This window comes from uncultured Arcanobacterium sp., from assembly GCF_947253055.1.
Lineage (GTDB): Bacteria > Actinomycetota > Actinomycetes > Actinomycetales > Actinomycetaceae > Arcanobacterium_A.
Genome location: NZ_CAMXYE010000021.1, coordinates 1 through 18161 on the forward strand (window position 1 = coordinate 1; position 18161 = coordinate 18161).

At 48.2% G+C, this 18161-nt stretch carries 18 protein-coding genes, 1 tRNA gene and 1 riboswitch; of the genes, 9 read left to right on the plus strand and 10 right to left on the minus strand.

Annotation, left to right across the window (positions count from 1 at the left end; translation table 11 throughout):
- The 9 genes from Q0X35_RS02415 to purE form a co-directional block, all read right to left on the minus strand.
- Positions 1–2624, minus strand: a 2624-nt coding sequence (locus tag Q0X35_RS02415) for a phosphoribosylformylglycinamidine synthase (protein ID WP_297564959.1), incomplete at its 3' end; no start/stop codon positions are given.
- Positions 2621–3898, minus strand: a complete 1278-nt coding sequence (gene purD, locus Q0X35_RS02420) for a phosphoribosylamine--glycine ligase (RefSeq protein WP_297564960.1) — start codon at positions 3896–3898, stop codon at positions 2621–2623. The genes Q0X35_RS02415 and purD, both read right to left, overlap by 4 nt.
- Before the next feature lie 47 nt (positions 3899–3945).
- Complete coding sequence (locus Q0X35_RS02425) at positions 3946–5130, minus strand: phosphoribosylaminoimidazolecarboxamide formyltransferase (protein WP_297564962.1); 1185 nt, start codon at positions 5128–5130, stop codon at positions 3946–3948.
- A 71-nt stretch (positions 5131–5201) separates the two neighbouring features.
- Positions 5202–5900 (minus strand): IMP cyclohydrolase, encoded by a 699-nt coding sequence (locus tag Q0X35_RS02430; RefSeq protein WP_297564964.1) that lies wholly within the window; start codon positions 5898–5900, stop codon positions 5202–5204.
- A gap of 55 nt (positions 5901–5955) precedes the next feature.
- Positions 5956–6669: a phosphoribosylglycinamide formyltransferase gene (gene purN, locus Q0X35_RS02435; protein WP_297564966.1), complete on the minus strand. Its 714-nt coding sequence runs from the start codon at positions 6667–6669 to the stop codon at positions 5956–5958.
- Between the two features lie 57 nt (positions 6670–6726).
- Positions 6727–7773 (minus strand): phosphoribosylformylglycinamidine cyclo-ligase, encoded by a 1047-nt coding sequence (purM, locus tag Q0X35_RS02440; protein ID WP_297564968.1) that lies wholly within the window; start codon positions 7771–7773, stop codon positions 6727–6729.
- 33 nt (positions 7774–7806) lie between these two features.
- Positions 7807–9387, minus strand: a complete 1581-nt coding sequence (locus Q0X35_RS02445) for an amidophosphoribosyltransferase (RefSeq protein ID WP_297564971.1) — start codon at positions 9385–9387, stop codon at positions 7807–7809.
- A 150-nt stretch (positions 9388–9537) separates the two neighbouring features.
- A complete protein-coding gene (locus Q0X35_RS02450) occupies positions 9538–10227 on the minus strand; it encodes a phosphoribosylaminoimidazolesuccinocarboxamide synthase (RefSeq protein WP_297564974.1) in 690 nt (229 codons plus the stop codon).
- A gap of 110 nt (positions 10228–10337) precedes the next feature.
- Entirely contained in the window at positions 10338–10835 is a 498-nt protein-coding gene (purE, locus tag Q0X35_RS02455; RefSeq protein ID WP_297564977.1) for a 5-(carboxyamino)imidazole ribonucleotide mutase, read from the minus strand.
- A gap of 333 nt (positions 10836–11168) precedes the next feature.
- Positions 11169–11284: riboswitch (FMN riboswitch) on the plus strand.
- A gap of 108 nt (positions 11285–11392) precedes the next feature.
- Between purE and ribD the strand changes: the two genes are divergently transcribed.
- The 9 genes from ribD to Q0X35_RS02500 all read left to right on the plus strand — a co-directional run bounded on the left by ribD (position 11393) and on the right by Q0X35_RS02500 (position 17763).
- On the plus strand, positions 11393–12718 hold the full coding sequence (ribD, locus tag Q0X35_RS02460) for a bifunctional diaminohydroxyphosphoribosylaminopyrimidine deaminase/5-amino-6-(5-phosphoribosylamino)uracil reductase RibD (RefSeq protein WP_297564980.1): 1326 nt from the start codon (positions 11393–11395) through the stop codon (positions 12716–12718).
- The gene (locus Q0X35_RS02465) at positions 12718–13377 is read left to right on the plus strand and encodes a riboflavin synthase (protein ID WP_297564982.1); all 660 of its coding nucleotides are present in this window, start codon (positions 12718–12720) and stop codon (positions 13375–13377) included. The genes ribD and Q0X35_RS02465 overlap by 1 nt, the downstream gene beginning before the upstream one ends.
- Positions 13378–13446: 69 nt before the next feature.
- Entirely contained in the window at positions 13447–14649 is a 1203-nt protein-coding gene (locus Q0X35_RS02470) for a bifunctional 3,4-dihydroxy-2-butanone-4-phosphate synthase/GTP cyclohydrolase II (RefSeq protein ID WP_297564985.1), read from the plus strand.
- A gap of 50 nt (positions 14650–14699) precedes the next feature.
- On the plus strand, positions 14700–15164 hold the full coding sequence (gene ribE, locus Q0X35_RS02475) for a 6,7-dimethyl-8-ribityllumazine synthase (protein ID WP_297564987.1): 465 nt from the start codon (positions 14700–14702) through the stop codon (positions 15162–15164).
- A 354-nt stretch (positions 15165–15518) separates the two neighbouring features.
- Complete coding sequence (locus Q0X35_RS02480) at positions 15519–15767, plus strand: hypothetical protein (RefSeq protein ID WP_297564989.1); 249 nt, start codon at positions 15519–15521, stop codon at positions 15765–15767.
- Entirely contained in the window at positions 15768–16277 is a 510-nt protein-coding gene (locus Q0X35_RS02485; protein WP_297564991.1) for a hypothetical protein, read from the plus strand. It begins immediately after the preceding gene.
- 140 nt (positions 16278–16417) lie between these two features.
- Positions 16418–16492: transfer RNA gene (locus tag Q0X35_RS02490), tRNA-Asn, on the plus strand.
- A gap of 157 nt (positions 16493–16649) precedes the next feature.
- Complete coding sequence (gene def, locus Q0X35_RS02495) at positions 16650–17141, plus strand: peptide deformylase (RefSeq protein WP_073996506.1); 492 nt, start codon at positions 16650–16652, stop codon at positions 17139–17141.
- A gap of 115 nt (positions 17142–17256) precedes the next feature.
- Complete coding sequence (locus tag Q0X35_RS02500; protein ID WP_297564995.1) at positions 17257–17763, plus strand: DUF3145 domain-containing protein; 507 nt, start codon at positions 17257–17259, stop codon at positions 17761–17763.
- A 120-nt stretch (positions 17764–17883) separates the two neighbouring features.
- Here the strand turns inward: Q0X35_RS02500 and Q0X35_RS02505 are convergent.
- Positions 17884–18161, minus strand: a 278-nt coding sequence (locus Q0X35_RS02505) for a hypothetical protein (protein WP_297564998.1), incomplete at its 5' end; no start/stop codon positions are given.

Consider the following 18161-nt stretch of genomic DNA (forward strand, 5'->3'; position numbering starts at 1 on the left):
GATCTACAGCCATAAGGTTTCGTCGGCAGCGTCAGATGTGTATAAGAGACAGGAATAGAAGAACCAGTCAAAGAGTAGGCAGCCCGTATTTTTTCGCTCGCCAGCATCTGAGCTATTTTAAGGAAATACGCCTTAGAAAGTTTGGTGCCTTTGCGCGGGGCGGCGATTAATAATTTTCCGCCTGCTGCTTTCAGCTCCGGGGAAATCACCTGATCGAGTTGGGCTAAGGTGACGGCAAAAGATACCAGAGTAGGAATCACTTCTAAATTCTCAAAAGTGCCGCTCATAGAATCTTTTCCGCCAATTGCGGCCATCTCTAAATCTAGCTGGGCTTGAAAGGCTCCCATAAGTGAAGCGAAAGGCAGACCCCATTTTTGCGGATCTGCTTGGAGAGCGGGGAAGTACTCTTGGAAGCTTAAGTGTATTTGTGCGGGATCTCCTCCTGCTGCTACTACTTTCGCTACTGAATCTATTACGGCTTCATAAGCGCCGCGGTAGGGGTCAGCTTTACTGATAGTGGGATTGAAACCATAAGCCATGACGGAGCAAGTAGTAGTTTCTGCTCCCAATACTGGGAATTTATGCACCATAGCTTGGATAGGCGTCTTTTGGAGTTTTCCTCCTAAAGGCATGAGCACGGTGCCCGCTCCAATAGTGGAATCAAATTGTTGAATTAGGCCTTCTTTCGCGCAGTGATTCAAATCTGTAAGCATATCGGCTAAGCGGCTGCGCCAATCTGCATGCGCAGATATTTCTGCGGTATTTACCTCTGCCTGCGTAGCTTCTTTCGGTTCAGCTACTTTCACATCTATCTGCTTCGGAGCACCATTTGTATCGAGGAAAGAGCGTTCAATATTCACTACTTCTTGCCCCTGATAGCTCATTCTTAGTATTGGTGCTGCCGTCACATCGGCCACCACCGCATAGCGCAGATTTTCGTCTGCGCAGTATTTTGCCAACTCCGCTAAATCTTTTTTGGCGATTACTAGCGCCATGCGTTCTTGAGATTCACTCACCGCAATTTCGGTAGCATTCAACCCCTCATATTTCTTATAAACCGCATCTAAATGGATATCGAGACCCGCAGCTAATTCTCCTACCGCTACACAGACGCCGCCCGCACCGAAATCATTACATTTCTTTACGAGGCGCGTCACTTCCGGCCGGCGGAAAAGTCGCTGCAATTTTCGCTCTTCTGGAGCATTACCTTTTTGCACCTGTGCTCCGCATTCCGATACAGAATCTAAATTATGTGCGCGCGAAGATCCAGTAGCTCCGCCGATGCCATCCCGGCCAGTAGCTCCGCCTACTAGGACTACGATATCGCCCGGAGCGGGAGTCTCGCGTTTAATATCTGCTTGCCGTACCGCTCCTAAAACGGCCCCGATTTCCAGGCGCTTTGCGGCATAAGAGGGGTCATAGACTTCATCAATAAATGAAGTAGCCAAACCTATTTGATTACCATAAGAAGAATAACCATCGGCAGCGGTAGTTACGATTTTTCGCTGCGGCAATTTTCCGGGCAGAGTATCTTCCCGGCTCGCGAGCGGATCAGCTGCGCCGGTGACGCGCATAGCCGCATATACATAGGAACGCCCGGAAAGTGGATCGCGAATTGCTCCGCCAATACAGGTAGCCGCACCACCAAAAGGTTCAATTTCAGTGGGATGATTATGAGTTTCGTTTTTGAAAAGGAGTAGCCAATCTTCGTTTTTCCCATCTACGTCTACCGCTACTTTTATAGTGCAAGCATTAATTTCTTCCGAAATATCAAGCTGCTCCAATTTCCCTTCCCGCCGCAATTGCTTCATCGCCATAGTTGCCATACTCATAAGAGTGACGGGGCGGTCGGGATTAATCTCTTCCTTAATTTTCAGATAAGAATCGTAGGTGGCCTGCACTCGGGCATCTGCAATTTCTACCTGACGCAGAGCAGTATTAAAGGTAGTATGCCGGCAGTGGTCAGACCAATAGGTATCAATTACTTTTAATTCGGTTTCGCTCGGATCGCGCTGCACCGATTGGAAATAGCTCTGCACTAACTGCAAATCTGCTAAATCCATCGCGCAAGAATTATCTGCTAAGTATTTTTCTAAACGCGCCGTATCATAAGAGGTAAATCCGTTAATAATAGGTACAGGAGCGGGGGGAGTAGTGCGCAGCTCTAGGCTCTCCGGCATCTCCAATCCCACTTCTTGGGAATCTACCGGATTGATTAAATATTTTTTAATTTCAGCAATTTCTCTGCTACTGAGCTCGCCTTCCAGCAGATATATGCAGGCATAATTGACGAGCGGTTTATCTACCTGTGCCAGCATCTGAATACAAATCGCAGCTGAATCTGCCCGCTGATCGTACTGCCCCGGCAGATAGCTGACGGCGAAAGCGGTAGTATTAGCAGGAATCTTTAATTCACTAAAGTAATTATCGAGTGGGGGCTGGGCAAATACATTAGTAACTGCGGATTGGAATACTTCGCTGCTCACTCCCTCCACATCGTAACGATTAATAATGCGCAAACCCGTTAAATTGTGAATTCCTAAGAATTCCCGCAGTTCGCCAGCTAAAGAGGCGGCGGCCGGATTAGTTTCTGCTTTTGCTTCTACATAAATTCGGTAAATCATTTTCCTGCCTCAATTTCCAGAGCCCGTTTGCCAATATCCCGGCGGAACTGGCACGAGCCGAACTTTACTTTTTCTACATTTTCATAGGCTTTATTCAGTGCTGCTGCTAAAGAATCGCCGTATCCTAATACATTAATTACGCGCCCGCCGTTACTCAACAGGGTGCCGGCCGTACTGCGCTTTACTCCGGCAAATACTAGATAGGGGAGTACTTCTGGAGGATAGGTGATTTCTTGCCCTTTCTCTACCGGCCCTGGATAGCCCGCTGCCGCCATTACTACGCAGGCGGCATGCTGGGAGGTGGATTCTACTTTTACTTTTTCTAGTTCTCCACGAGCTACCGCCTGGAAAATTTCCAAAAGATTTCCACGGAGTAAGGGGAGTACTACTTGCGTCTCCGGATCGCCGAAGCGCGCATTGTACTCAATTACTTTTAACCCGGAAGCGGTGAGCATCAGGCCAAAATAGAGGCACCCCCGGAAATCAATATTCTCTGCCTGCAATCCGGCCAGCGTAGGGAGCATGATTTTTTCTTGAAACTCTTTTGCCACCGCAGCGCTAAATACGGGATTAGGGGCGATCACTCCCATACCGCCAGTATTCGGCCCTTTATCGCCGTCATAAATCCGTTTATGATCCATAGAAGATACCAAGGGTTTAATTGTTTTACCGTCACAGAAACTGAGTACCGAAATTTCGGGCCCCGTCAGATATTCTTCAATCACCACTTGCCGCGACGATTCCCCAAATTTCTGCCCGAGCATGAAATCGCGCAGTATTTCTTCTGCGGCAGTGAAACTATCTGGAATAGCTACGCCTTTGCCGAGTGCTAGCCCATCAGCCTTAATCACCAAAGGATAACTGGAATTACGGGCATACTCTAAAGCGGCTGAAAAATCGGTAAAATGCTGGTATTTAGCGGTAGGAATACCGTGGCGCATCATGAACTCTTTAGCGAAGCTCTTGGAGCCTTCCAGCATCGCTCCGGCACGGCGAGGCCCAAAGCAGGGAATTCCCACTTCTTCGAGAGCATCTACCATACCGAGCACTAGCGGGTTATCGGGGGTGACCACGCAGAAATCAATTTTTTCTTTCTGGCAAAATTCGCGCACCCCGTCGATATCTTCTGCCGTAATTTCCGGATGGATATAGGCAAAATCTTCCATCGCGGCATTTCCGGGCAATATGTGCAGCTCCAGCTGGGGATTATCTGCTAAAAGTTTTTGGGCGATTGCATATTCTCGCCCGCCGCTGCCAATAATGCTCAGTTTCATAGCTATTTTCTTTCTTTGTGCGTATGGAAATTTCTGGTAACTAAAACTCAGTGATGGAAAAGTCGTAGATGGTTGAAGGCCATCACTATTCCATGCTTATCACATTCGGCAATTACCGCATCGTCTCGAATCGAGCCGCCCGGTTGCGCCACATAAGATACACCGCTTTTAGCTGCGCGCTTAATGTTGTCGGAAAACGGGAAAAAAGCATCCGAAGTGAGGCTCACGCCGGTAATTTTTTCGAGGTATTCTGCCTTCATCTCCGCACTCAGCGGGGTGGGACGGCTCGTAAAATACCGCTGCCAGGTGCCTTCAGCGCATACATCTTCTTCATTCTGATTAATATAGCCGTCAATCAGATTATCGCGCTCGGCGCGGTGGAGTTCAGCGCGGAACGGTAAGGCAAGTACTAGCGGATGCTGGCGAAGAAACCACGTATCGGCTTTCCCAGCTGCTAAACGAGTGCAGTGGATACGAGACTGTTGGCCGGCTCCTACGCCGATGGCTTGCCCATCATAGGAAAAACACACTGAATTAGATTGCGTATATTTCAAAGTAATTAGGCCAATAATTAAATCTAAGCGGGCTTGCGGAGGCAAATTCTTATTTTTCGTCACTACCTCTTGTAATAAAGATTCGTCAATCTGCCGGTCATTCCGCCCTTGATGGAAGTGGATTCCAAATACCGTCTTTATTTCTTCTGCACCCGGAGTGTAGGCAGGGTCAATTTCTAAGACAGTATAATTCCCTCCACGTTTCGCTCGTAAAATTTCTAAAGCGGCTGGGTCGTAGCCGGGGGCGATCACGCCATCTGAAACTTCGCGGCGAATTAGTTGCGCAGTAGTCACATCGCAAATATCTGAAAGTGCAATAAAATCCCCGAAAGAGCAGAGCCGGTCGGTGCCGCGGGCCCGCGCATAGGCACAAGCGAGCGGAGAATCGTCTAAACCAGCTATATCATCTACGAAAACTGCCTTTTTCAACTCTGGGGAAAGCGGTTTGCCTACTGCGGCGGAAGTGGGAGAAACGTGTTTGAAAGAAGCAGCGCAGGCTTGCCCGGTGGCGGTGCGTAGCTCGCGCACCAACTGCCAAGAATTCAGCGCATCTAATAGATTAATATATCCCGGCCGCCCGTTGCGTACCGTTAAAGGTAAATCATTGCCATCTGGCATATCGATATAGGCGGGCTGTTGATGAGGATTATTCCCGTATTTCAGAGCTAAAGACTTCATATTCTTAACTTCTCTTTTCTATTGGCAATTTTTGGCAGTTTTTCTAGCGAGTTTACCGGGAGGAGAAAGTACTAATCTCCGGTGTGGCGGTTAAAAATTCGTATACTTTGCATTTCCCAAGTGTGCAGATCTAATACACATTCCAAAAGCGATATTCGATAATCCGGATTAATGGCTTTCCAAACTTTTTCTCCTAAGTCAGCGGTATACGGGAAAGCGATTGGTTCGCCGCAAAAGCTCGGCAGGGGATTACCGTCGTCGATATAAGTATGGATACAGTGGCCAAGACCAGGCAGATAAGGAAATCGATAATCGAAATGTAGGGATTTTCCCCCATCTTTGGTGGCGGCTTTAATGATATTCAATCCGTATCCTTGGGGGTCAGTAGTTAAAGAAATACGGGGAGTAAAATTAGGTGCATCTGGTTCACATTCGCGCTGCAATAAGGCTTGGGCGGGGGAAATACCAGAATGAAGAGCCTGGTAGATGGTAGCAGTCTGATCACCATTGGTGACGATATGCGTATCTCCGTAGCGTTTGTAGACCGGATAGATAATTAGACGCGGATCTTCGACTTTCGATTCGTCGAAAGCCTGGGTGGCTACGCTCTCTCCCTCCTGCACAAAAATACGGTTCTGGCTATTGGCGGAGCGCCCCATAATGAAGTAAATAATTGTGGCGCTGCTGCCGCTCGGATCGCTGGCTATTGCCAAGGTGCGCCCGGGATAAGATTTTGCGCCAAGATATTCCGTAAGTTGCTGCAGAGCCATATTTTCTCTTTCTTTTTCTAGGTGTTTGGGCTGGTTTATTGCTTAGTGTGGTGGGTTAATTCGGGGAGGGACTGGAGGTGCTGGAGGGAGAAGAGTTAGACGAGGAGGCGCTGAGCGTTAAGAAATGCGGGGAACTTTGCCCAGTGATCTCTTTACTGAGCTGCTCGATAACGCGCGGAAAAATTACATGCTCGACCTCGTGGAGAATTTTTTGCTGTAAGGTATCGGGAGTATCGGATTCCTGTACGCGCACAGTTTCTTGCGCGAGAATCTGCCCGCCGTCGCAAACTTCATTTACTAAGTGCACGGTAGCGCCCGATACTTTCACTCCCGCGGCCAGAGCGGCCTCGTGTACCCGCCGGCCGTAAAATCCAGGGCCAGAAAAAGCGGGTATAAGGGAGGGGTGGATATTTACGATTGGGGCGGGGCAGTGGGAGATGAAATCGGCGCTGAGGATAGATAAAAATCCAGCTAGTGCTACTAGATCAATATCTTGCGCGCGCAGGAGCTGGAGCAGAGCAGCTTCTTGGCTTGCTTTGGTGCTATATTTTTGGCTGGCTATTACGGCGCTAGGAATTCCAGCCGCTTGGGCGCGTTTTAGGCCGTAGGCTGTTGCCTTATTACTCACTACTAGAGCTATCTCCACGTGGGGAAGCGCGCCAGATTCTACGCCATCTATAATGGCTTGCAGATTGGTGCCGCCGCCGGAAATAAGCACCGCTAAGCGCGCTTTTTTCTTCGCTTTCTGCCGCTCGCTCGCTACTTCCATATTTCTAACCTGCTACCACTCCATTGCTCAACCAGATACTTACCTTGCTAATTAAGTTTATTTCGTAAAAGTTATTAGCTGGGAAGATTCCACTACCTGACCAATTCTAAAGGCTTTTTCTCCGTGCTCCGCCAAAATCTCTATTACCGTATCGGCATTTTCCGGAGCAGCTATAGCCGTCATGCCGATTCCCATATTGAAAGTATTAAACATATCGTGCGCGGAGATATTGCCAATACGCTGAATTAGCCGGAAAATCGGCAGTATCTCCCAAGCGCTCTTATCTATTACGACTCCGCAGCCACTCGGCAGGGAGCGGGGGATATTTTCATAGAAACCGCCGCCCGTGATATGAGCTAAAGATTTTACTAGTTTGCCTTGGAGAAGTTCCCCAACTGCTTGCACATAGATTTTTGTGGGCTCTAGCAGTACTTCACCGAGATTGAGCTCTCCTAACTCCGGAAAATGCTGTTCTAGCCCAGCGCGGGTAGTGATATCGAAAATTTTTCGCACCAGAGAAAAACCGTTGGAATGTACCCCAGAGCTGGCAATGCCAATCAGCACATCGCCACTATTTACCGTATTTTTATCTAATACGTCTGGTAAATCTACTATACCGTTGCAAAATCCAGCTAAATCGTATTCGTCTTCTGGATAGAAGCCCGGCATCTCGGCAGTTTCCCCACCTACGAGCGGAATATTCGCTTGCCGGCAGCCCTCGCTTACTCCCTGCACAATAGCTTCTATTTTTTCCGGAAAGTTTTTACCGCAAGCGATATAGTCGAGAAAATTGATGGGAAGTGCGCCGGCGCAGAGTACGTCATTTACGCACATTGCCACACAATCGATGCCTACCGTATCGTGCTTATCCATTAAAAAAGCTAGCTTTAGTTTTGTGCCCACTCCGTCGGTCGCGGAAATAATATAAGGTTGGCTCATTCCTGCTACTGCCAGGGGAAGCATGCCGCCGAAACCAGTACTGTCGAAAGACATCCCGCCGGGCAGGGTAGTCTTAATGTGCTTCTTGATTCGCTCTACTGCCTCGTAGCCTGCTTCAATATCGACGCCGGCTGCTTTGTAGCTCTGTGACTGAGAATCACGCATTTTCTTTCCACTCTGCTCGTAGGTATCTATTACTTAATTTTTTAGATTTGGATTGGTCTGTGAGTTTTGCTCAAGGCAAGGCTCAACGCCGGATTTTTCTTTTTGGTCCGGGTTTGCTGGCTGTGCCGGGTTGGCTGCCTGCTCCGAGTTCGTTACTGCCGGATTCGCCTTATAGCTACTTCCGAAATCGGCTTTATCGCCACTCCAACAGTAGGTGCAGAGCTTATTGCGATCTATACCGATGGCTTTAATAATACCCTCTAGCGACTGAAACTCGAGGGTGGCGAAATTGAAGCGCTCCGCTAGAATCTTCCGCAGTTTTTGCCCACGCTCCGTATTGGTGTCGGCGTATTCATCAATATGAGAAAAACCGGCTTCGCCTTCACATTCCATAATGATGCGCCGAGTAATTAGCTCCATCTGGGAAGTAGAGGAAGAGAAATTTAAGAACGGGCAAGAGTACATCATAGGCGGGCAGGCGGAGCGCATATGTACTTCTTTCGCACCATTGGCTTTTAAGAACTCTACCGTTTCCCGCAGCTGCGTGCCGCGCACTATCGAGTCATCTACAAAAAGAATATCTTTTCCATCAATTAGTTCTTTTACCGGCACCTGCTTCATCTTCGCTATTCGATTGCGGGAGCCCTGCAGATGCGGCATAAAAGAACGCGACCAAGTGGGGGTGTATTTAATGTAGCAGCGCGCAAATTTTACTCCACTGGCAAAAGAGTAGCCGAGCGCATGGGGAGTACCGGAATCTGGAACGCCGCATACATAATCGAGTTTTTGGAAAAAGGCTGGATCTTTTTCATTAGCTGCCATGATCTCGCCGTTCCTATTGCGCATAATTTCCACATTTACCCCCTCATAAGTAGAGGTGGGGTAGCCGTAGTAGTTCCACATAAAGGCGCACATCTTCATTTCATTGCCCGGCGGAGCTAATTGGCGAATTTCTGCAGGGTGAATCTCCACAATTTCCGCCGGCCCCAGTTCATAGCAGTAGGTGTAGTTGAGTTTTTCAAAAGCAAACGACTCCACTGAGAGGGCATAGCCATCTTCGTCTTTACCAATAATTATCGGCAGCCGCCCTAGGCGATCGCGGGCGGCAATTAGTGTGCCATCTTCCTGCATTAGCACTAAATTACAGGTGCCAACAATGCATTCTTGGGCATACTTGATTCCGGTGGCAAAATCTGTCTGCGTATTTATAAGTGCCGCTATGAGCTCAGTTGGGTTGATGCGCGCTGCACTTTGGGCATTAAAATGAATGCCTTTACTATTCAGAAGTTCATCGCGCAGTTCGCAGAGATTATTGACTACTCCGACAAAACAAATAGCGTATACCCCGAGGTGAGAAGAAATAATGAGGGGAGAAGGGGCATCGTCAGCAATACAACCAATACCGGCAGTACCGCGCGCTTCGGAAAGAAAATCGGAGAAACGAGAGCGGAAAGAATCCTTTTGAATACTGTGAATTTCCCGTTGGAAACCGAGCTGTTTATCCCAGAGAGCTAGCCCAGCGCGGTAGTTGCCTAAGTGGCTATGGTAATCAGTGCCGAAAAAGATGTCTTCGCTAATTTGCCGGCGAGAGGTCAGTGCAAAAAATCCACCCACAGATATTCTTTCAGTTTGTATCTTTGCGCATATGCGTGCAGATTTCCGATATTTATTGTTATTAGTATTGGCAAGCGGTTCTATTTAGAAGCACGCTTGCGAGCGGGAGGTCGCACGCGTTCTAGCTGCGCCGACCTCCCGCAGGTAATTTTATAAATTGAAAAAGAGCTTATTTAGCTCTAGTGGTTCCACATATTCGCCATCGCGATATACGCGCATATTTCCGGAGGCAATTTCATCAATTAGGATTACTTCGCCTTCCGCATCGTAGCCGAATTCGAATTTAATATCGTAGAGATCCAGGCCGCGCTTAGTCATTTCTTCTGCCACTACCGCCGTAATTTCCTGCGTAGCTGCTTTAGTGGCATCGTACTGTTCATCGCTCATTACCCCTAAATCTACGAGGGCGTCTTTGGTGACGAGCGGATCGCCTTTTTCGTCATTCTTAAAGGTCATTTCCACATAAGCGGGAAGATCCTGCCCCAGCTCACAGTATTCGCTGTAGCGCCGATAGAAAGAGCCGACTGCTTTATAGCGGCAGATTACTTCCAGCCCTTTACCAAAGACGGTACAGGGGAGTACTTCCATGGTGGTGTTTTCCATATCGGAAGCCACCCAGTGCGTCTTGATACCTTTTTCTTTTAAAATTTCGAAAAAGTAGGTGGTCATCTTGAGGTTAATATCTCCCACCCCCGCGATGGAAAGCCCTACTTGATTTTCCCCAGGATCGAACTTGCCGTCTTTTCCGGTCACGTCGTCCTTAAATTTCAGCTCGAAATTGCCATTCGGAAGAGCAAAGAGATCTTTGGTCTTTCCTTTATAGACGAGCTTCTTTTCCATACTTACTCCTTTGAGTTAGTGATTTGTGTTTGGGATGGTTAAAAATCTAAGTGATTAAAAATCTAAGTGGTTAAAATTTGGTGTGAAAAAATTTGATTAGTAGTGGGCAATCAGTGCGAGGAATACTCGGCGTTAATTCGGGCGTTCTTTTCCAAAATTGCCTGCGTATTGGTGTGGCGTTGTTCTTCTAAACGCGCCGCTAAATCCGTATCGGTAAGGGCAATAATTTCACAAGCGAGAATAGCGGCATTTTTGGCGCCGTCTATACCTACCGTGGCCACCGGTATTCCCGGAGGCATCATTACCGTGGCCAAGAGGGCGTCCATCCCTTCCAGAGCTTTCGCTTTACAGGGAATGCCAATCACCGGCAGAGTGGTATTGGCCGCGAGGACGCCGGCGAGATGGGCGGCCATACCCGCTGCACCAATAAGTACCCCGTAACCATTATTTTTCGCATTGCGCGCGAAAGCTATCGCTTCATCAGGAGTGCGATGCGCGGAATATACATTGACTGTAAAATCAGCACCTACTTCCTGCAAATATTTGATTGCTTTTTCGATAATTGGGAGGTCAGAATCTGACCCCATTACGATGCCGATTTTTTTCACGAGCCCTCCGAAGTCTCGGCGTGGAATAAAACGTGCTTTTTAGAGCTGCTAGTGGATCTAGCTGGAACTTTGGTGTTTGCGCGACCAAAGTATCCCTTTGAAATCTAAAGCCACATTGACATCTTTTAATATAGCGGGCGCCTTTTATAGATTCCACATCAGCGCTATCTATTTCATATTTTGATACAAATGTGGCGATTTGTGTTTCATTATTTGGAAGAAAATATTTAGATGGGCGATATGGAGGGGAAAAGTAGCAGTCGGAGATTTTTTGCTGCTTCTATATGTGCGTTGAATACCGAGGCTGAGCAGTATAGAATTGAGGTACTGAATAAAAATCTTCAGGGCAGGGTGTGATTCCCGACCGGTGGTTATAGCCCACGCGCCGCAAGGCATGATTCGGTGTGATTCCGAAGCCGACCGTAAAGTCTGGATGAAAGAAGATGAAATTCTGAAAGCGAAGCAGCTGCGAAGCTGTGGCTTGCCGAGTCAGCTATATGCTGGCGTTGAATAGTGCCCCGAAGATTGGGGCATTTTTTATACGAGAAAGGCAGCCGGTGCGTATATCTTCTACTGAGATAGCAGCTCAGCAACGGGATGATGCTGCTTTTATGCGCCAAGCCATAAGCATTGCGGGGGAAGGTACCGGCTTTGTATCTCCTAATCCCTTAGTGGGAGCAGTAATTGTAAAAGATGGGCAGGTGTTAGCGGCCGCTTGTCATCAAAAATACGGAGCAGAGCACGCCGAAGTGCGCGCAATCGCCGCGGCCGGAGCGAATGCCCGGGGAGCTACTCTGTATTGCACTTTGGAGCCTTGCTGCCATCAAGGTAAGCAACCGCCCTGTACGGAAGCAATTAAAAAAGCAGGAATTACGCGGGTGGTAATAGGTTCTCGCGATCCGAATCCGCTCGTCTCCGGAAAAGGGCAGGCGGAACTCACCGCAGCTGGAATTGCGGTTACAGCTGACTTTCTGCGCGGCGAATGCGATAAGCTCAATCCGATATTTTTTCATTACATTACCACCGGTCTTCCCTATGTGGCGCTTAAGTACGCGATGAGCTTAGATGGAAAAATCGCCACTTGCCGCGGTGATTCGCAATGGATTACCGGAGCTGAAGCTCGCAGCTATGGTCATCGGCTGCGGCACAAATATAAAGCAGTGCTGATCGGGAGAGGTACTGCGCAAGCTGATGATCCTCTCTTAACCGCGCGTTTTACCGGCGCTAGCCAGCCGGTGCGCATTGTATTAGATTCCCAGCTGCGCATTTCTCCCCAAGCTAAGCTAGTGGAAACTGCCGGCGAAATTCCCACTATTATTGCCACTGATTTTCTTTCCCCCCTGGCCGAGAAATCGGCGGCGCCGCTCCCTAATGCAGTTCAGGGTGCTAGTGCAAATCGGTCTCCCAGTGTAGCTCTGGGCACTAAGGCAGCTCAGGCGGCACGCGCAGAAAAAGCGCAGCTCTTAGAAGCAAAAGGGGTGCAGATTCTGCAGACGGAGTTGGTGGATGGGCAAATAGCTATTGCCCCTTTATTGGAGAAACTAGCTGCCCAAAAAATTGATTCAGTTTTTGTAGAAGGCGGCGGCCGTGTGCACTGGTCTTTTATCGAAAGCGGATTAGTAAATAAGGTTTATGCATTTATTGCTCCGGTAATTATTGGTGGAGCCGCTGCCTTGACTCCAGTAGAAGGAGCGGGATTTCCGATACTTGCGGAGAGCTGGAAATTGCAGAACTTGGAAAGTCGAAAATTGGGGAAAGATTTACTTCTCACCGGAGAAATACCTGGCTCAGCTGCTGACGCCCCGGCGGCCGAAAATACTGCTGATTCGCTATTTTCTCCCAATAGCTCTGTAACGTCTAATAACGAAGAAAAGAGGCTCTAATGTTTACGGGAATTATTTCGGAAATAGGTGAAATTTGCGAGTTAGAAGAAGGCGCGAACGCGCGGCGTTTCTTAATCAGCTGCCGAGAAATAGGGGCGGGATTAAAAATTGGTGATTCTATAGCAGTAAACGGCGTCTGCCTCACTGCTACTTCTTTGCCGAGTGGTGGTTTTACTTGCGATGTGATGCACGAGAGTCTGCAGCGTTCTAATTTAGGGGATTTACGTATCGGCAATAAAGTGAATTTAGAGCGTCCGCTCCTAGCTAATGGCCGTTTTGATGGGCATATTGTATTAGGGCATGTAGATGGGGTAGCGCAGCTGCTTTCGCGGCAAACTGATGGAATTGCGCAGATTTATAAATTCGCTGCTGCGCCGCAGTTACTGCGCTACATAGTGGAAAAAGGTTCAATTGCTCTCAACGGAATTAGCCTCACGGTGAGTGCAGTAGATGAGAGTACTTTCTCCGTCGCCGTAATACCGCATACCTTGGCGCATACTAATCTACCGGAAGTGCCGTTAGGCGGAGGGGTGAATGTGGAATGCGATGTGTTAGGAAAATACGTGGAAAAAATGCTGCACGCTACGCCGAACGATACTGCGCACTCGCAGGTGGATGAGGAAATAGATGCGGAATTTTTAGCGAAAAATGGATTTTAAGGGAATTATTTCGGCTTAGGAAATATAAAAAAGGATATCGGCTTAGGGTATCGAAAAAGGGATATAGGGATGGAAAAATTTGCGTCGATAGAAGCGGCCTTAGCGCAGCTAGTTGCCGGTGGGCTCATCATTATGGTGGATGATCAAGAGCGAGAAAACGAGGGGGATTTCATCGCCGCTGCGCAGTACGCTACTACTGAATTACTTAATGAAATGGTGACTATTGGTAAAGGGTTGCTCTGCATGCCAATCAGTGAAAAGTATGCGCAAAAACTGCAAATACCGCAGATGGTGGAGCACAATACCGATAATCACAGCACTGCTTTTACTATTTCGATTGATCACGTATCCACCCGTACCGGTATTTCCTGCCGGGAAAGGGCAGTGACGGCGCAAGAATTTGTAGCGGAAACGGCGCGTCCAGAAGATTTTCGCCGGCCAGGGCATATGTTTCCGCTGGTAGCTAAGAAAAATGGGGTACTGGAGCGCAATGGCCACACCGAAGCTACCGTAGATTTGCTGCGCTTGGCGGGGTGTGAAGAAGTGGGGCTTTGCTGCGAAATAATTGGCGCAGACGGCGATATGATGCCACGGAGCGAACTGCACGCTTTGGCGGAGAAGATGCAAATTCCGATTATCAGTATTGCCGATTTGCAGCATTATCGAAAGACACATGAAAAATTTGTGGAGCGGATAGAGGGAGTGCATCTACCTACTATCTATGGAGATTTTACTGCCTATGGCTATATTGATCATTTACATCAAGAAAACCATATTGCGCTAGTAAAAGGAGATATTAGTAGTGGGGAAGAGGTGCTGTGCAGAGTTCATTCTGAGTGCCTCACCGGCGATACTTTCTCTTCTTTGCGCTGTGATTGTGGAGAACAACTGCACAGTGCTTTGCGCGCTATTGAAACGGCCGGCCGGGGAGTTTTGCTTTATATGCATCAAGAAGGGCGCGGAATTGGTTTAATTAATAAACTGCGCGCCTATAAGCTGCAAGAAGAAGGTATGGATACTTTAGAAGCTAATTTGGCACTCGGACTGCCGGGAGATGCTCGAGAGTATTATATCGGGGCACAAATTTTGCAAGATTTAGGGATTAAAACTTTACGTTTACTTACCAATAATCCCGATAAGGTATATCAGCTCCAAGAATTCGGTATGGATATTGTGGAGCGGGTACCTATTGAAATTCCGCCTACCAGTGCAGATGAAAATTATCTTCGTACTAAAAAAGAAAAAATGGGGCATATTCTCGATGCTCTATAAGAAATCTGTTTATAAAGAAATTGCTTATAAATAAAGTGGAAAGGAAAATTATGCAGGTATACGAAGGAGACTATACGGCGAATGGAAAGAAATTTGGCATCGTCGTCTCTCGATTCAATGATTTTATTACTGCGCGGCTCTTAGAAGGAGCGCTTGACGGATTACGCCGGCATGGGGTGGCAGAAGCGGATGTGGAGATTGCCTGGGTGCCGGGAGCTTTCGAGATTCCGTTGCTGGCAAAAAAGATGGCGGAAAGTGGTAAGTATGATGCAGTAATTTGCCTCGGAGCGGTGATTCGGGGCAGCACTTCGCATTATGATTACGTATGCAATGAGGCGGCAAAAGGAATTGCGCAAGTGAGCATGGAATCGGGCATTCCGGTGATGTTCGGGGTGGTCACTACCGATACAATTGCGCAAGCTATCGAGCGAGCTGGCACTAAGGCGGGGAATAAGGGATATGACGCCGCTTTGGGAGCTATTGAGATGGTGAATATCTGCGCGAAATTTGCCTAATTTTGCAAAAAATTTCTGTGGAAAACTGCTTTATTGGCGAGTTTTGCTTGCTATAGTAAGCATACGCGGAGAATCCAAAGAAGCGGATTTCACCTACCGGAGAGGTGAAATATCAAGATATAAGGGGAGGTCTTACCGATGTCTTTGGATTCTCCGCACTTTATTGTCCTAAAAGGATTCTTTTTAGAAATCAGCTTGGCGATTTAGATAAAGAGCTTGATAAGGTACGAAAATAGCGTGCACTTTATAGGGCAGGAAATAGCGTGCGGTGTGCAAAGTAAGTAGTGTGCTTGAGATATTGTGATATCCGGGGGTAGCGTGATATCTCCAAAAAGAGGGAAAGAAGTAAAGAATATGGCAGATAAGCCAGAAATGCCGGAGGATGCGTCCGAAATCTCCGATACTGAATGGGCGGAACTGCGGCAAAAATCGCGCCGGAAAGCGCTTATAGTCGGTTGTGGGCTAGGAGCAATACTGATGACTTTAGGATTTTTTGCCGGCCGGGCGGTGCAAGCGGAAAAAGAACCTCCGGCAGCTGCCATAGTAGTATTGGACTCGGATTTCTCTTATCTAGGGCTATCTGCCGGAATGGAAAGGATATAGATGTTTACTCGCCATAGAGCGTCTTTACCGGATTTTATCTATACTGCTGCCGCTCAGCCGCCGCTCGCTGCCTCGGTGCTCGAAACTGCCGCAGATACTGAGCTCTGGCTGGCCGCTTGGCCGCAAAAATTGGGAATTATCGGCGCCGAGGTATGTGAGTTCATTGAGTGGGCTGATTTCTTGCGGGGGGCATGGGATAGTGAATCACGCACCCTTACCCTCACTTTTGTAAATCCAAAGCTAGAGGCACTCATATTCCAATTTCCTGCCGACTATGACGAAACCCTTATTCTTATGATTCGGGAGCGCATTGATCGCTCAGTTGTTTTCCAACAGTTTACTGAACTGCCGAGCGGGGGAATTGCGCGCGGGCAAGTGCGGCGCAATGCAGATGAATCACTTTTTACTCAAATAATTGCCGATGCAACTCCTGCTCCCGAGGATCAAGAAGTTTTGTGGAATTTAGAAGCAGATTTACGGGACGCCGCGGGTCTAAGCGGGGTGGAGTAGGCAGCGATAGTAGGCAACGGTAGGTGGATTCTCTGGCGTGTTCTTTTCGAGATTTACCTGTGTTGATTAGCACAGTCTACCTAAGCTGCGGTTCAGAATTTGCCTACCGGCAAAAATTTGGTATCCTAAATTAGTTCCAATCCTGCGTAGCTCAGCGGCAGAGCTCCCGACTGTTAATCGGGCGGTCGTTGGTTCGAATCCAACCGCAGGAGCCATTAGTTTTTAGATAGCGCCTAGTTCGCAAATTGTTTCGATTCTAAAATTATTCTGATTCTAGGCAGCGCCCAGCTTTAAAATTATTCGGCTAAAACTATTCGTCGCTAAAAAGCGGCTCGAAAAATAATATTTTGGAAAATCCCGTAGAATATAGCTATGACTTATAGAGATATCCGCGTAATTGGCGATCCGGTGCTGCGCACGGTGTGCAGCCCTATTGAAGAAATAACTCCTGGAATTCACCAGCTGGTAGAAGATCTTTTAGAGACGGTGAATGAAGATGGGCGCGCCGGTTTGGCAGCGAACCAGATTGGGCAGACCTACCGGGCTTTTTCGTGGAATATCGAAGGGAAACGTGGCTATATTCTAAATCCGGTGATAGTGGAACTTTCGGAAGAGGAATATCAAGATGGGGAAGAGGGCTGCCTTTCCGTACCCGGCTTATGGTATCCCTGCGAACGAGCCTGGTATGCCAAGGCAGAGGGAATTGATCTTAATGGTGAAAAAGTGGTGCTAGAGGGGGAGGAAATCTGGGCGCGGCTTATTCAGCATGAAGTGGACCATCTCGATGGCCATATTTACATCGATAGATTACAGCGCAAATATCGAAAAGCTGCCTTAAAAGAGATGAGTGAGCGCGGCATATAAAGCGGCATATAAAAGGGTGTGGCGAATAGATTTTTTTGTTAATTGCCGATATTCTAAAATCAAGTGACCCGGTTTAGGTGTTAAGGGGAATTTCACCCAAACGCAGGAGGTCACGGTGAGCAAAAAATACACCACCCGTGGTGTCATATTTATTCATTCGGTTCCGCCCGCTGTGCAACCGCACGTAGAGTGGGCTATTACTAGTGTGCTCGGATACCAAGTCTATATTGAGTGGACGAAACAGCCTGCCCTCCCAAATATGAATCGGGGAGAATTATCTTGGACAGGTGAAGCTGGTACCGGCGCTATTTTAGCTTCGGCCTTGAGTGGCTGGGAGCATCTGCGTTTTGAAATCACCGAAGAAGCTACTCCCATCTCCGACGGTGGGCGCTGGTCTTGTACTCCCGGATTAGGTATTTTCTACGCCCAGACTGATTTAGTAGGAAATGTGGTAGTGCCCGAAAATCGTATTCGTGCAGCTATCGAACAGTCTGTCGGGGATGCGAACGAATTGCGGCGGCTCCTCGATGTGGCCTTGGGGCAGGCCTGGGACGATGAATTAGAAGTATTCCGCTATGCAGGTGCGGGAGCACCAGTACGCTGGCTGCATCGCGTCGGTTAGGAAAATAGCGCCTTTGTGGGCGTCTGCGCCTTCGCGGCCGCTATTGCTTTTCATATACGGAGAAATTTTGCGCGTATTTTGAGCGCACGAGAATTTACGGGTGTTTTTGCTATGCCGGCGCTAGTTATTGAAAAAATTAGCTAGTTCCGCGGTAGCTGCGGCCAGAGCATCAGTTTCGGTGGCCGTCGATTTAGCGTTTTCTGCTCCGGAATTTGCTGAGCCTCCAGTAGTACTAGGTGAAACTAGCGCGGAATCAGGAACGGGAGGGAAATCCTGCATAATGAGTTTCATTAAATCGGCGATAGTGCCGGCCTGGGAAATATCTACGTCTTTTAGTTGTACTTTACAGAGGCGCTCTAAGGCAGTGGCTAGTACCCAGCGAGAAGGAAGATCGAGGC